Annotated in this window: 12 protein-coding genes and 1 tRNA gene; 7 read left to right on the top strand and 6 right to left on the bottom strand. The window is 62.9% G+C overall.

The window, feature by feature from the left end:
- Position 1: 1 nt before the first annotated feature.
- The 4 genes from B0G82_RS10475 to B0G82_RS10460 form a co-directional block, all read right to left on the bottom strand.
- A complete protein-coding gene (locus B0G82_RS10475; RefSeq protein ID WP_106283313.1) occupies positions 2–301 on the bottom strand; it encodes a phosphopantetheine-binding protein in 300 nt (99 codons plus the stop codon).
- Positions 276–1,070 carry a lysophospholipid acyltransferase family protein gene (locus B0G82_RS10470; protein WP_116118065.1) on the bottom strand — a complete coding sequence of 265 codons (795 nt, stop codon included), beginning with the start codon at positions 1,068–1,070 and terminating at the stop codon, positions 276–278. Before B0G82_RS10470 ends, B0G82_RS10475 begins: the two co-directional genes overlap by 26 nt.
- Positions 1,054–1,809, bottom strand: coding sequence for a beta-ketoacyl synthase chain length factor (locus B0G82_RS10465; protein ID WP_121307321.1), 756 nt, complete (start codon positions 1,807–1,809; stop codon positions 1,054–1,056). The genes B0G82_RS10470 and B0G82_RS10465 overlap by 17 nt, the downstream gene beginning before the upstream one ends.
- A gap of 668 nt (positions 1,810–2,477) precedes the next feature.
- Entirely contained in the window at positions 2,478–3,182 is a 705-nt protein-coding gene (locus B0G82_RS10460) for a DUF4136 domain-containing protein (RefSeq protein WP_121307320.1), read from the bottom strand.
- 227 nt (positions 3,183–3,409) lie between these two features.
- Here B0G82_RS10460 and pepN point away from each other — a divergent pair, with 227 nt between their 5' ends.
- From pepN to B0G82_RS10435, 5 genes are all read left to right on the top strand, one after another.
- On the top strand, positions 3,410–6,106 hold the full coding sequence (gene pepN / locus B0G82_RS10455) for an aminopeptidase N (protein WP_121307319.1): 2,697 nt from the start codon (positions 3,410–3,412) through the stop codon (positions 6,104–6,106).
- Positions 6,107–6,309: 203 nt separating this feature from the next.
- The gene (locus B0G82_RS10450) at positions 6,310–6,591 is read left to right on the top strand and encodes a type II toxin-antitoxin system RelE/ParE family toxin (protein WP_012434039.1); all 282 of its coding nucleotides are present in this window, start codon (positions 6,310–6,312) and stop codon (positions 6,589–6,591) included.
- Between the two features lie 16 nt (positions 6,592–6,607).
- The gene (locus tag B0G82_RS10445) at positions 6,608–7,063 is read left to right on the top strand and encodes a HigA family addiction module antitoxin (RefSeq protein ID WP_121307318.1); all 456 of its coding nucleotides are present in this window, start codon (positions 6,608–6,610) and stop codon (positions 7,061–7,063) included.
- A 121-nt stretch (positions 7,064–7,184) separates the two neighbouring features.
- A complete protein-coding gene (locus tag B0G82_RS10440; protein ID WP_116139503.1) occupies positions 7,185–8,201 on the top strand; it encodes a class 1 fructose-bisphosphatase in 1,017 nt (338 codons plus the stop codon).
- Positions 8,202–8,256: 55 nt separating this feature from the next.
- Positions 8,257–8,332, top strand: a tRNA-Thr gene (locus B0G82_RS10435).
- Positions 8,333–8,440: 108 nt separating this feature from the next.
- On the opposite strand, the gene B0G82_RS10430 is transcribed toward B0G82_RS10435, so the two are convergent.
- On the bottom strand, positions 8,441–8,641 hold the full coding sequence (locus tag B0G82_RS10430; protein ID WP_116139501.1) for a hypothetical protein: 201 nt from the start codon (positions 8,639–8,641) through the stop codon (positions 8,441–8,443).
- A gap of 225 nt (positions 8,642–8,866) precedes the next feature.
- Between B0G82_RS10430 and B0G82_RS10425 the strand changes: the two genes are divergently transcribed.
- The gene (locus B0G82_RS10425; RefSeq protein WP_121308649.1) at positions 8,867–11,554 is read left to right on the top strand and encodes an excinuclease ABC subunit UvrA; all 2,688 of its coding nucleotides are present in this window, start codon (positions 8,867–8,869) and stop codon (positions 11,552–11,554) included.
- A gap of 18 nt (positions 11,555–11,572) precedes the next feature.
- On the opposite strand, the gene B0G82_RS10420 is transcribed toward B0G82_RS10425, so the two are convergent.
- The gene (locus B0G82_RS10420) at positions 11,573–12,484 is read right to left on the bottom strand and encodes a LysR family transcriptional regulator (protein WP_241974520.1); all 912 of its coding nucleotides are present in this window, start codon (positions 12,482–12,484) and stop codon (positions 11,573–11,575) included.
- 128 nt (positions 12,485–12,612) lie between these two features.
- On the opposite strand from B0G82_RS10420, the gene B0G82_RS10415 reads away from it, so the two are divergent.
- Positions 12,613–13,728: an aldo/keto reductase gene (locus tag B0G82_RS10415; protein WP_121307316.1), complete on the top strand. Its 1,116-nt coding sequence runs from the start codon at positions 12,613–12,615 to the stop codon at positions 13,726–13,728.
- Positions 13,729–14,158 lie beyond the last annotated feature (430 nt).

Here is a 14,158-nt window from a genome sequence, read left to right as displayed (position 1 = left end):
TTTACTCCCCCTTTCTGGTTGTTTCGTTCACAGCGTGCACCGCTTCGCGCTGGCTCGCGACCAGCGCCGCCAGCGTGCTGATCGAGCGAAAGTGTTCGCGCGTGCGCTCGTCGTTCGCTGCGATGGTCAGTTGGTATTGTTTGCGCAGCACGATGCCGATTTCGAGCGCATCGATCGAATCGAGGCCGATACCGTCGGTATCGAACAACGGTGCATCGTCGTCGATATCGGCCGGGCTCAGGTCTTCCAGATCGAGCGCTTCGATCAGGAGCTGTTTAATTTCGAGTTTTAAAGAATCCATAATCGAACAGGTGCTGGGTAATGTGGGCTTCGACGGCGCTCGTCACGCTGCGCGCCGCGAGAGCCGGTGGAGTGTCATGAGCCGCGAGCTGATCGACGCCGAGCGGCTCGAGCACGTTCACGCGTATTCTGAACGCGCGCGCCGGCACGTCGTACCAGCGCATCTGCTTGGTGAATGCGGGCGGATCGCAATCCATCAGCACCGGGACGATCGGCGCGCCGACCTTCAGCGCCATGTGCGCGAAACCGCGCGAAAACGCGTGCAGCCGGTTCGGCGCCGGGCTGCGCGTGCCTTCCGGAAAGATGATCATGGTATAGCCCGCGGCCAGTTGCTTCGCGCCCGCCTCGACGAGTTCGGCGGGATCGGCATTGCTGACGTATTCCGCCGAGCGCACGATGCCCCAGAAACACGGGTTGCTCCAATGCGCGTTTTTCACCACGCAGCAGGCATGCGGCGTGAGCGACAGCAGCACCATCACGTCGAGATAGGTCGGGTGATTCGCGACCACGATCGCCGGGCCGCCCGCGCGCAAGGCCTGCACGCCGGACACTTCCAGTTCCATCACGCCGATGCGTTGCAATACCGCGACCAGTGCGCGGAAAAACCAGTGAATCACGCTCGTCACCGCGAACTGGCGCGAGGCGCGGTGCGGCCACACCCATGCGAGCGGAAACACCACCACGGAAAACAGCACGCCGCACACCCCGAAGACCACGAAAGCCATGCCGGTCGCGCAGAATCGCCAGAAGTAATCAAGCCGCGCGGCCATGCCACCTCCAATGCCACGTGGCGCCGGCGTTTTGCCAGGCGGCGGGCAGGCCGGTTTCCAGACAATGCTGCAACGCCTGGCTCTGGGTCGCGAAGAAGGTTTCCGGGGCGGCGCTATTTTTACCGCCTGTTTCGCCTGTTTCGCCTGCGCGGGCTTCGCCCGCCGGCGCGGAGTCCGATTGGTCTGCGCGCGACACCGTGCACTCCAGCTCGCCCGTCGCCGTTTCGCTATCGAGCAGGAGCGCGATCGCGCCGCCCTGCACTTCGTCTTCGATCGTGCCGTATGCCGGATCGGCCGGTTCGTCCGCGTACACCAGCAGCGTCGGCGAATCCGGCTGCGTGGCGTATTGCGCATGCGCTTCCAGCAGCGCGTAACCCAGCGTTTCCGCGCCGGCCGAGATCGCGCTCGCCGCGGAGCGGTCGCCGCGCGCAATCCCGAACACGCCGGTCATGGCATTGAGCACCGAGAGGCTGAAGGCAGTCGGCGAGACCGGCTCGCCCGCGCTGATGGCGCGCAAGATATCCGTGGTGCGCCGCAATTCCCCGTGGCGCGAGGCGAACACGACCCGCACCGCGTCCCGGGCGACACAATCGTGCGCAACCTTCAGCGCCACCCTGGAGAGAGTGCTCAGACGACGCCGCACGATCGGCTCGATGAAGCCGATATCGGGTGAGGCAGATGCGGCAGCAGGCCAGCTAGACCAGCGAGCGACCGGAATGGTCCAGTGCAGATCGGGCATATCGGGTTCGCGCGTAGAAGCGAGGAGAGGCTGAAGCGCCTGACGGAATACGGCACCGTCACAGCGTGCACGCGCCGCGCGGACCGGCAAGCTCCAGCCGGGGTCGATCCAATCTTCTAATAGGGTTCAGCGGATTAACGGCACATGGCCCCCGATTATTTAGGCGCCTTTGTCAATTCGTCTGAAGGATAGTCGCGGGCCTCTAGGGTCGCCGGAATCATACTGAATATTCTCGGATAAATCAGCTTCAAAAGACGTATCCATCTGTATCCGTATCTCTCATACGACGCCCGGCTGAAAAGCGAAGGCGCCGGCCTCCGGCGCCGTTTTCCAGCTTGGGAACGAACCCGTTATCCGCTAGCAGCGCGGCTGTCACCGACTCTGAAGTCGGAACTATTTCGCCGAAATACGGCAATACTTTCAATTTACTTTCTTAAAAAGTGTTTCAGATTGGAAGACGCTGGCACTGTTTGCCGACCTCTTTCTGAACTCGCGACGCACGGTCAACTCGGATGTGCCCTTTAAGAAATGCGGATGTCCGAGTGCGGTATCGGGCGTAGAGCTTCATGCCCGCCGACGCTGAAAAGCAGAAAGGGCCCGCCAGGGTGACCTGGGGGCCGCTTAACCTACACCGACACCGCCGATTCGACGCGTCAGCCAGGTACTATTTACTGAACGACTTTCGCACCGGACGCCGGCATTGGCGCGGCGGCGGGAGCCGTACCGGTCGCCACCATTTCGTTCGATGGGCCGCCACTCTTACCGACCGGAATCTTTACCGTGTGAACCACACCGTTGCCGAGTGGGAAATCGGCCAGCGCGCTACGCGCCAGATACGGCATGGCCCGAACCAGCGAGGACTCGCCGCCCGTGTTGCGCGCCGTCACGTTGTAGACCTCCTTGCCGCTCGCGCGCTCGGTAATCCGCACGCCCAGCAGGTGGGTGAAAATCGGATAGCTCTGGTTCACGTAAGTGGCCGGGAATGCGCCCCACGGGCCCCACGGATCGAACGGCCGGCCATAACCCCAGTACGGCGCCGGCCATGGGTTGTAATACACCGGCTCCGCAACCGTCACCATGTCCGAACGAATCCCGTAGGACAGTCCGACCAGATAGCGCGCCTGCGCGCTGTCGACCTGACGGAACGAATGCGTTGCGAGTTCATTCGCGACCAGGCGCTCGTAGGTGCTGAGTTCGAGATTATTCTGCTGGTCCGCCGCTCGCGTGAACGCATAGGTACGCGTGGCGTCACTGCCGCTCCAGTCTGAAAAGGCCGTGACCTGGGTGGTGACGTAGGTCGTGCAGCCGGAAAGCAGCACCGCCAGTGCGCCCAGCAGCAGCGTGGCGTGGCGGGTCCATCGATCGATTTTCATGGTCTACCTCGTGAAGCTTCCAAGTTGCTTCTGTATTGTCCGTCAAACCCGGCCCCGTCGACGCACAGGCATTCCCGCACTCGGGCGCCCGATAATACGCTGACCAGCCGAGCCGGTAAAAAGTTCGCTCCGCACAATTCGCCGAGGCTTTGTACAATGGCTCGACATGCCCGGCCCGTGCGCCAGAAGCGCGCTCGCCGGCTCGAGTTCCAACACTACAGAACGCCATGGCCGATACCGCAACGCCCAATGTGATTCGCCGCGCCGACTACGCGCCGCCCGCCTTCCTGATCGACACCGTCGCACTGGAGTTCGATCTGGTTCCCGAACGCACGGTGGTCCGCAACACGATGCGCGTGCGCCGCAATCCGGAGGCGTCGCGCGCCGCGCACCTGGAGCTGATGGGCGAACAACTGGAGTTCGTCAGCGCCGAGATCGACGGCCAGCCGTTCGCCAACGCCCACGCGCACGAACACGGCTTGCGGCTCGACAACGTGCCGGATCAGTTCGAACTGACGCTCACGAGTCTCTGCAATCCGGCTGAGAACACCACGCTGTCGGGCCTTTACGTGTCCGGCGGCAACTTCTTCACGCAGTGCGAGGCCGAGGGCTTTCGCCGCATCACTTACTTCCTCGACCGTCCGGACGTGATGGCGACCTTCACGGTCACACTGCGCGCCAATAAAGCCGATTATCCGGTCCTGCTGTCCAACGGCAACCTGCTCGAAGAAGGCGATTTGCCTGACGGCCGCCACTTCGCCCGCTGGGAAGATCCGTTCAGAAAGCCGAGCTATCTGTTCGCGCTGGTCGCGGGCAAGCTGGTCGCCCTGGAAGAGCGCGTGAAGAGCGGCTCGGGCAAGGAAAAGCTGCTGCAGGTGTGGGTCGAACCGCACGACCTCGACAAGACCCGCCACGCAATGGATTCGCTGATCCATTCGATCCGCTGGGACGAGGAACGCTTCGGGCTCGAACTCGATCTGGACCGCTTCATGATCGTCGCGGTGAGCGACTTCAACATGGGCGCGATGGAGAACAAGGGGCTCAACATCTTCAACACGAAGTACGTGCTCGCGAACCCGGAAACGGCAACCGACACCGACTTCGCGAACATCGAGGCCGTGGTCGGCCACGAGTACTTCCACAACTGGACCGGCAACCGCGTGACGTGCCGCGACTGGTTCCAGCTGAGCCTGAAAGAAGGCCTGACGGTGTTCCGCGATCAGGAGTTCTCGGCCGACATGGCAGGCGGCGCAACGGACGAAGCCGCGCGCGCCACCAAGCGTATCGAAGACGTGCGCGTGCTGCGTCAGATGCAGTTCGCCGAAGACGCGGGTCCGATGGCGCATCCGGTGCGCCCGGAAAGCTACGTCGAGATCAACAACTTCTACACGATGACGGTCTACGAGAAAGGCTCGGAAGTCGTGCGGATGTATCAGACGCTGTTCGGACGCGACGGTTTCCGCAAGGGCATGGACCTGTATTTCAAGCGTCATGACGGCCAGGCCGTGACCTGCGACGACTTCCGTCACGCGCTCGCCGACGCCAACGGCCGCGATCTCACGCAGTTCGAGCGCTGGTACAGCCAGGCCGGCACGCCGCGCGTGTCCGTGCGCACGCACTACGACGCCGCGCAGCAACGTTACAGCGTGACGCTCACGCAAGGCTACGGCGAAGGCGCGCCGGCCGCGCGCGAAACGCAAAAAGGCCCGCTGCTGATTCCGTTCGCGATCGGTTTGATCGGCAAGGACGGCCGCGACCTGCCGCTGCAATTGCAAGGCGAAAATACGGCCTCGGCCTTCACCACGCGGGTGCTCGAATTCACACAGACCGAACAGACTTTTACGTTCGTCAACGTGGCGCAGGAGCCGCTGCCTTCGCTGCTGCGCAATTTCTCGGCGCCGGTAATCGTCGAATACGACTACTCGGCGGAACAGCTTGCGTTCCTGCTTGCTCATGACAGCGATCCGTTCAACCGCTGGGAAGCCGGCCAGCGGCTCGCCACGCGCGAACTGCTCACGCTTGCAGGACGCGCCGCCACCGGCGTGCCGCTGCAACTCGACGACTCCGTGGTGGCCGCGTTCGCCCGCGTGCTGACCGACGAAACGCTCTCGCCTTCGTTCCGCGAACTCGCGTTGATGCTGCCTTCGGAAGCGTATCTCGCCGAGCAGATGACAGAATCGAATCCGGCCGCCGTCCACGCCGCGCGGCAATTCGTGCGCAAGCGTCTTGCCAACGCGCTCAGGGGCGACTGGCTCAAGGTGTACGAGCAGCATCGCACGCCCGGTGCGTATGAAGCCACGCCCGAAGCGGCGGGTCATCGCGCGCTGAAGAATCTCGCGCTGTCGTACCTCGCGGAACTCGACGATCCTGCCGAAGCCGTGCGTCTCGCGTCCGCGCAGTACGATGCGGCGAACAACATGACCGACCGCTCGGCGGCGCTCTCCGCGTTGCTCAATGCGTCGGCGGCGAATGGCGGCAGCGCCGAGGCGCAGCAGGCGCTGGACGACTTCTACCGGCGCTTCGAAAAGGAGCCGCTCGTCATCGACAAGTGGTTCGCCATGCAAGCCACCCAGCGTGGCAGCGCGCACCGTCCGGTGATCGAGATCGTGCGTAAGCTGATGACGCATCCGGCCTTCAACCTGAAAAACCCGAACCGCGCGCGCTCGCTGATTTTCAGCTTCTGCGCGGCGAATCCCGCGCAGTTCCATGCCGAAGACGGCTCGGGCTATGCGTTCTGGGCCGATCAGGTAATCGCACTCGACGCCATCAATCCGCAGGTGGCTGCTCGCCTCGCCCGCTCGCTGGAATTGTGGCGCCGCTTCACGCCAACGCTGCGCGACGGCATGCGCGCGGCGCTGGAGAAAGTGGCGGCTCAGGTGAAATCGCGCGACGTGCGCGAGATCGTGGAGAAAGCATTGGCATAACGCTCGCCTGAGCGCTGTTGTCGCATCGAAAAGCCGGCACGCGTTGCCGGCTTTTTTTCGTCCTGCATTTTTTGGAAGCACGACGCCGCTGCGCGCGGCGATCACGTTAGCCATCTGGACGACTGTTCGACTTGTGCCGACGGGGTGAAAGTAAACGTATTCATTTAACGGTTTACGTTTAACGCATCGCGTTATATCATCCCATGATCACGACATTCGGCGACAAAGCTACGGCGGGAATCTTTCAGGGCAAGTTCGTGTACTCATTGCCGCTTCACATGCAGGCGCTCGCGCGCCGCAAGCTGTTCATGATCGACGCTGCGGAATCCATCCGCGACCTGCATGCGCCACCGGGCAACCGGCTGGAAGCATTGCAGGGCCAGCGCAGCGGGCAATGGAGTATCCGGATCAATGCGCAATGGCGCATCTGCTTTCATTTCGTCGAAGGGGAGGCGCTGAATGTCGAAATTGTCGACTATCACTGATTATTGGGAGACCGGCATGGTCATCAAACGCTCCGATCTGGGCAGCACCGATTTCTCGGACATCGGCACCGGCGACAGCATCCCGGAAAGCCATCCGGGCGAAATTCTGCGCGGCGAGTTCCTCGAACCGCTCGGCATGTCGGTCAACGCGCTCGCGCTTGCGCTGCGGGTACCGGCGCCGCGCATCAACGACGTAGTGCGTGGCAAGCGCGCCATCTCGGCCGACACGGCGCTGCGGCTCGAGCGCTACTTCGGCGCGAGCGCGCAGTTCTGGCTCAATCTGCAAATCGCCTACGACCTGCGCGTCGCCACTGCGGCGGCCGGCGAGCAGATCGAGCGGGAAATCGAACCCATGCCGAAGGCCCAACGCCCGAAAATGCCGAAGATATCGGCCGGACACGCCCGCGCCGCCGCGCTCGCAGCCAGCGTGAGCGGCAAGGTCACGGCCGGCAAGGCGCGCCGCAAAGCCTGAATTTCGCCGCGCACCGGCATGTCCGGCGCGATCGCTGTGCAAGGTTCCCGCGCAAAAGCGCGGAAGCGACACAACGAACGGTTAAAATCGGAATATTCCTCAAGCCTTCCCGGAGTACAGCATGGCTTTGCAACGTCGTACCACTCTCACGAAGTACCTGATCGAGCAGCAGCGCGAAACCAACAATCTGCCGGCCGATCTGCGCCTTTTGATCGAAGTCGTCGCGCGGGCGTGCAAGGCAATCAGCTACCACGTCAGCAAGGGCGCGCTGGGCGATGCGCTCGGCACAGCGGGTAGCGAGAACGTTCAAGGCGAAGTGCAGAAAAAGCTCGACATCCTGTCGAACGAAATCCTGCTCGAAGCGAACGAATGGGGCGGCAATCTCGCCGGCATGGCTTCCGAGGAAATGGAACAGTTCTTCCCGATCCCGGCGAACTATCCGAAGGGCGAATACCTGCTTGTGTTCGATCCGCTGGACGGCTCGTCGAACATCGACGTCAATGTGTCGATCGGCACGATCTTCTCCGTGTTGCGTTGCCCAGACGGTCAACAACCCACCGAACAGTCGTTCCTTCAGCCGGGCACGCAGCAGGTCGCCGCGGGCTATGCGGTCTACGGTCCGCAAACCGTACTGGTGCTAACCACCGGCAATGGCGTGAACTGCTTCACGCTCGACCGCGAACTCGGCTCGTGGGTGCTCACGCAAAGCGACATGCGCATTCCGGTCGAAACGCGTGAATATGCGATTAACGCTTCGAACGAGCGCCACTGGTATCCGCCGGTCCAGCAGTACATCGGCGAATTGAAGGCTGGCAAGGACGGTTCGCGCCAAAGCGACTTCAACATGCGCTGGATCGCCTCCATGGTGGCGGACGTGCACCGTATCCTGAATCGCGGCGGCATTTTCATGTATCCGGCCGACAAGCGCACGCCGGACAAGCCGGGCAAGCTGCGCCTGATGTACGAGGCGAATCCCATGGCCTTCATCGTCGAGCAGGCGGGCGGCGCCGCGACCAACGGCGAGAAGCGCATTCTGGACATCCAGCCGAAAAGCCTCCATGAACGCGTCGCAGTGTTCCTCGGCTCGAAGAACGAGGTGGACCGGGTCACACGCTACCATCTCGAAACAAAAAAGTGAGTTCAGGGGCTTGCCAAGCTGATTAAGAAGTCCCTATAATCTCGTTTCTCCTGATGCCGGAATAGCTCAGACGGTAGAGCAGCGCATTCGTAATGCGAAGGTCGGGGGTTCGATTCCTCTTTCCGGCACCATCAAGATTCAAGCAAAAAGCCCAGTCCTCGCGACTGGGCTTTTTGCTTTTCTGCGCATGCTTTGGCCGCGTCCGCGCAAAAGGCACCTTAAGCAAACCGCGCTACGGCTCACCCACAAAAACCTGGCCGATCGAATTGCGCTGTCACGCCGAGGTTGCGTGCCACAACGGAATTTTCCATACGGGCCGGCTCTGGCTGTTGAGCGCCATAGGCGGCGACCGCTTCCTGCGGTGTCGACGAGAACCACAAAATCCGGCCGTCACACTCGATTCCGACCTGATAACCTTTCCAGTACACGGCGTTTTCCATGGCGAACTCTCCGAGGGGCGAAGACTGCCATCTTCCGCGCTGGCCGTGGCGCGTCCGTTAGCCACCGCACTCTGGGCGCGGATAATCGTTTCAATGACAGGCGGCGATTTCCGGGCTGACGCGGCGCGCGTGCTCCGCCTTCACTGGCATCATCGTCGGGCATACTCCGTGCAGCTTCACCAATATTCGCCTGACGCGCCGGGCGATGTTCACCTATTCATCGATATGGACACCAGCCGCAACAAAGCCCGCTCGACGTCGCCGCCGTCCGACGCACCCGCCTTCACCGGCTTCGTGCGTGTGCGCGGCGCTCGCGAACACAATCTGAAGAACATCGACGTGCAGATTCCGCGTGATGCGCTGGTCGTCTTTACCGGCGTATCCGGCTCGGGCAAGTCGTCGCTGGCATTCGGCACGTTGTACGCCGAAGCGCAGCGGCGCTATTTCGAATCGGTCGCGCCATATGCGCGGCGCCTGATCGAGCAGGTCGGCGTGCCCGAAGTGGACGCCATCGAAGGCTTGCCGCCCGCGGTCGCGTTGCAGCAACAGCGCGGCACGCCGAGCGCGCGCTCGTCGGTTGGCAGCGTGACCACGCTGTCGAGCCTCGTGCGGATGCTCTATTCACGCACTGGCGACTATCCGCCGAAGCAACCCATGCTGTTCGCCGAGGATTTCTCACCGAACACGGTGCAAGGTGCCTGTCCGACTTGCCATGGACTCGGCCGCGTCTACGAGGTCACGGAAAAATCTATGGTGCCGGACGACTCGCTGACCATTCGCGAGCGCGCAATCGCTGCATGGCCGCCCGCCTGGCACGGACAAAATCTGCGCGACATTCTGGTGACGCTCGGCTACGACGTCGATAAACCGTGGCGCGATTTGCCGAAGAAAGACCGCGACTGGATTCTCTTCACCGACGAACAGCCGACCGTGCCCGTCTACGCCGGCCTCACGCCGAAGGAAACCCGTGCCGCGCTCAAGCGCCAGGACGAGCCGAGCTATCAAGGCACCTTCACGGGTGCGCGCCGCTACGTGCTGCATACGTTCGCCAACACCCAAAGCGAGTTAATGAAAAAGCGCGTGTCGCGGTTCATGATCGGCAGCGTCTGTCCGACCTGTCATGGCAAGCGGCTCAAGAAGGAAGCGCTGTCGGTGAAGTTCGCCGGGCTCGATATCGGCGAGTTCGCCCAGTTGCCGCTAGCCAGACTCGCCGAGATGCTCGAACCGATCGCGCGCGGCGAGTGGCCCGAGCCGGATGTAGCACATGCGGGCAAAGACGCGGCCAAAGGCAGCGTGCTGAGCAAGAACGCTATGCGCGATGCCGTCGATAAACGGGTCGCCGCTGGCGGTTCCGCGCATAAAGCCGCGCCTGACGTACGGCGCACGCCCAACCTGTCCGCGGAAAAACGCGTCGCCGCGCAACGCATCGCAGCCGAGTTGCTCGAACGCATAACGACACTGGTCGATCTGGGTTTGGGCTATCTCGCGCTGGAGCGCAGCACGCCCACGCTGTCATCCGGCGAATTGCAGCGCTTGCGACTCGCCACGCAGTTGTCGTCGCAGTTGTTCGGCGTCGTGTATGTGCTCGACGAACCATCAGCCGGACTGCATCCCGCGGATGGCGAAGCGCTCTTCAGCGCGCTGCAGAGCCTGAAGGCCGCGGGCAATTCGCTGTTCGTCGTCGAACACGATTTGCAGATGATGCGGCGCGCCGACTGGCTCGTCGATGTCGGTCCCGCGGCTGGGGAAGCAGGCGGCCATGTGGTTTATAGCGGGCCGCCTGCCGGCCTCGCGAAGGTCGAAGCGTCGCATACGCGCCGGCATCTATTCGCGCCGCCTGCGCCGGTCGCACGCGCGACGCGCAAACCGGCCGGCTGGTTGAGGCTCGCCGGCATCACGCGCAACAATCTGCACGGGCTGGACGCCGCGTTTCCACTCGGCTGCCTGACCGCCGTCACGGGCGTGTCGGGTTCGGGCAAATCGAGCCTCGTGAGCCAGGCGCTGCCGGAACTGGTCGCCAGCCACCTCGGACGCGTCTTCGAAAATCCCGACGACGACGAGCAGGACCCATTGCTTGCCGCCGCGAGCGCGCCGACCGGCGGCCGCATCGTCGAAGGCATGGACGCGCTGCGGCGGCTCGTGCGCGTCGATCAGAAACCGATCGGCCGCACGCCGCGCTCCAACCTGGCCACCTACACGGGCCTCTTCGACCACGTGCGCAAGCTGTTCGCCGACACGCCGCTCGCCCGCAAGCGCCGCTACAGCGCGGGCCGCTTCTCGTTCAACGTGGCGCAAGGCCGTTGCCCGACGTGCGAAGGCGAAGGCTTCGTCAGCGTCGAACTGCTATTTCTGCCGAGCGTCTATGCGCCCTGCTCGACCTGTCACGGCACGCGCTACAACACGCAGACGCTGGAAGTTACATGGCGCGATAAGAACATCGCCGAGGTGCTCGGCCTGACCGTCGACGCCGCATGCGACTTCTTTGCCGACGATGCCAGCGTGATGCGCGCGCTGAAAGTGCTGCGCGACATCGGCCTCGGCTACCTGCGGCTCGGTCAGCCGGCCACCGAATTGTCCGGTGGTGAAGCTCAGCGCATCAAGCTCGCCACGGAACTGCAACGCGCACAACGGGGCGACACGCTGTATATCCTCGACGAACCGACCACCGGCCTGCATCCCGCCGACGTTGACCGGCTGATGGTGCAACTTCAGGGACTCGTGGATGCCGGCAATACTGTCGTCGTGGTGGAGCACGACATGCGAGTGGCCGCGCAAAGCGACTGGGTCGTCGACGTCGGCCCGGGCGCCGGCGACGCAGGCGGCAAGATCGTGACGAGTGGCACGCCGGCTGAGATCGTGCGCGCGAAGGAAAGCCGCACCGCCGAGTATCTGCGGCAACTCCTCGTAGTGTGAAAGAAGGAAGCGTGTGCGCTAGCGAGCGCTGCGCTTCTCTTTCAGGAAGTCGATCAACGCGCGCAGTTTGAGCGGCATTTGGGCGCGGCTCGCCGTGTAGAGATAGAAACCGGGAAAGCTCGGACACCATGCGTCGAGTACGCGCGAGAGGCGGCCATCGTCGAGTTGCTCGCGTATGTAGTCCTCGATTACGTGCAGCAGACCCACGCCCTGCTCTGCGGCTTGCACCATCGTGCGCAGGTCGTTGGTGACGAGCGCGCCGCGCGTCTCGACTTCGAACACACGCGCCGGGTCGTCGGGCGGCGCGAACTCCCATCGATAGATGCCGCCGCTCGACGTGAAGCGGTAGCGCAGGCAGTCATGCGCGGCGAGATCGGCTGGCGTCGCGGGTGGCGCATAGCGCTCGAAATAGGCCGGCGCGCCCGCCACTGCAATGCGCATCTCGCCGCCCAATGGCACCGCCACCATGTCCCGCGCAACCCGTTCGCCGAGCCGGATACCGGCGTCGAAGCCTTCGCCGACGACATCGGCCAGGCCGTCGTCGAGCGTCAGGTCGAGGCGGATCTGCGGATAACGGCGCGTGAATTCCGCGAGATGCGGCTGCACCAGCAATTCGCTCGCGATCCGCGGCAAGTTGATACGCAAATTGCCGGCGGGCTGGTCGCGGGTCTCGTCGAGCGCCTCGAAGGCGGCCTCGAGTTCGCCCAGCGCCGGCCGCACGCGAGCGAGAAACTGCGCGCCGGCTTCGGTAAGCGCCACGCGCCGCGTGGTCCGGTTGAACAGACGCACATTCAATTGCGTTTCGAGCGAGCGGATGTTTTGCGACAGCGCCGAAGCCGTCACGCCGGTCTCGGCGGCCGCGCGCGTGAAGCTGCCGTGACGCGCCACGCTCACGAACCCCATCAACGCCGGCAGTTGCGCAGGATCCATCGCGGCCCCTATTATTAAGTCAGACTTCATAATCCTTGCAGACAAGCGGCATTTTTCCACGAAAAGAATAGGCGCACGATAGGGCCGTCGATTCAATTTTTCGTAGCGCACCGCTCAATGAGACTGACATGACGATGAACCGCTATACCCTGCTCGGCCGCTCAGGCTTGCGCGTCAGCCCGATCGCGCTTGGCACGATGACCTTCGGCACGGAATGGGGCTGGGGCGCCGAGGAAAAGTCGGCACAACGGCTGTTCGATCTGTACGTGGATGCCGGCGGCAATTTCGTCGATACCGCCGACCTCTATACGGAAGGCACCAGCGAAAAATGGCTGGGCAAGTTCGTCGCGGCGCGCGGCCTGCGCGAGCGGCTCGTGATCGCGACCAAATACGGCTACAACGGCGAGACCGGCAACCCGAACGCGGGCGGCAACCATCGCAAGAATTTACTGCGCGCGCTCGACGGCTCGCTCAAGCGCCTCGGCACCGACTATATCGACCTGTACTACCTGCACACGTGGGACCGCGTCACGCCGGTGGAAGAAGTGATGCGCGCCATGGACGACGCCGTGCGCGCCGGCAAGATCCGTTACGTCGGTTTGTCGGATACGCCCGCCTGGTTTGCCGGGCGCGCGCAGACGCTCGCCGACTGGCGCGGCTTCGAGCCGGTCGCTGCCATGCAGCTCGAGTACTCGCTGATCGAACGCAACGCGGAGAATGAATTCGCCGATCTCGCCGCCAATCTCGGCATGGGACTCGTGCCGTGGAGCCCGCTCGGCATGGGCGTGCTGTCCGGCAAATACCGGCCTTCGCAAAGCGGCGCGGCAGGTGGCATTTCCGGCGACGGACGTCTCGCGAGCATGGCCGGCGCTCCGCCGCCGGGATTCGACAAACTGACCGAGCGCAACTTCCGCATCGTGGCGGAGCTGGAGTCGGTCGCCCATCTCGCCGGCCGGCCGATGGCGCAAGTTGCGCTGAACTGGCTGCATCAGAAGCGCGGCGTGTCGAGCATCATCGTCGGCGCGACGCGGCCGGAGCAGTTGCAGGAGTCGCTCGGTTCGCTCGACTTCACGCTGGCGCCGGAACTGATCGCGCGGCTCGACGCCGTGTCAGAACCAGCCCGTCCATTCCCCTACTACATGTTCGCGAACGGTCATCAGGCGCGAATTCACGGACAAGTCGAAGTGACTGACAAACCGGCCGGATATTCCGCGTCGGTGAAAATCCCTGCACCGACGGCGTGAAAATATGCGTCTGACGAAAGCCCAGCGTTCGCTGCCGAACGTTGAAATTTTTTATTCAGGCGAAAGATCTTAAAAAGTGTTTTTAGTCGTCAACGAAACTCGAGAACCGTTCGTTTACAAAACATTAGAGGGCCGAATGGTGCGTGCTGAACCGATTGGCGATTAACGAACGTTCGGCCTCTTAAGCAGAAAATGCCGCCAATGCCGCAGCGCACAAAAATCTGCGACGATTGGTTTGATATCAGCCAATACAGGTGTGGAGTGCGCGAAAACTCGGCTCGATGCTGAACGGCCTGCAGGATAAGGCCAGGAGGGAGAGGGCTGGAATATTGGACTGGCTGGAAGGGTGACCGCGAAATCAATTTATTAGCAGTCAACCGATAAATTCTATTCAAAGATTCCGTTCTATTGTTGACCTGTGCCGTTAAAG

The sequence above is a fragment of the Paraburkholderia sp. BL17N1 genome (genome assembly GCF_003634175.1).
Lineage (GTDB): Bacteria > Pseudomonadota > Gammaproteobacteria > Burkholderiales > Burkholderiaceae > Paraburkholderia.
Note: the sequence above shows the minus strand (reverse complement) of the source record. Positions and strands in the feature narration are given on the sequence as shown.

Excerpts from the sequence above, each read along its gene's own strand:
- B0G82_RS10475 (WP_106283313.1), bottom strand. The coding sequence starts at position 301 with ATGGATTCTTTAAAACTCGAAATTAAACAGCTCCTGATCGAAGCGCTC.
- B0G82_RS10470 (WP_116118065.1), bottom strand. The coding sequence starts at position 1,070 with ATGGCCGCGCGGCTTGATTACTTCTGGCGATTCTGCGCGACCGGCATG.
- B0G82_RS10465 (WP_121307321.1), bottom strand. The coding sequence starts at position 1,809 with ATGCCCGATCTGCACTGGACCATTCCGGTCGCTCGCTGGTCTAGCTGG.
- B0G82_RS10460 (WP_121307320.1), bottom strand. The coding sequence starts at position 3,182 with ATGAAAATCGATCGATGGACCCGCCACGCCACGCTGCTGCTGGGCGCA.
- pepN (WP_121307319.1), top strand. The coding sequence starts at position 3,410 with ATGGCCGATACCGCAACGCCCAATGTGATTCGCCGCGCCGACTACGCG.
- B0G82_RS10450 (WP_012434039.1), top strand. The coding sequence starts at position 6,310 with ATGATCACGACATTCGGCGACAAAGCTACGGCGGGAATCTTTCAGGGC.
- B0G82_RS10445 (WP_121307318.1), top strand. The coding sequence starts at position 6,608 with ATGGTCATCAAACGCTCCGATCTGGGCAGCACCGATTTCTCGGACATC.
- B0G82_RS10440 (WP_116139503.1), top strand. The coding sequence starts at position 7,185 with ATGGCTTTGCAACGTCGTACCACTCTCACGAAGTACCTGATCGAGCAG.
- B0G82_RS10430 (WP_116139501.1), bottom strand. The coding sequence starts at position 8,641 with ATGGAAAACGCCGTGTACTGGAAAGGTTATCAGGTCGGAATCGAGTGT.
- B0G82_RS10425 (WP_121308649.1), top strand. The coding sequence starts at position 8,867 with ATGGACACCAGCCGCAACAAAGCCCGCTCGACGTCGCCGCCGTCCGAC.
- B0G82_RS10420 (WP_241974520.1), bottom strand. The coding sequence starts at position 12,484 with ATGGATCCTGCGCAACTGCCGGCGTTGATGGGGTTCGTGAGCGTGGCG.
- B0G82_RS10415 (WP_121307316.1), top strand. The coding sequence starts at position 12,613 with ATGACGATGAACCGCTATACCCTGCTCGGCCGCTCAGGCTTGCGCGTC.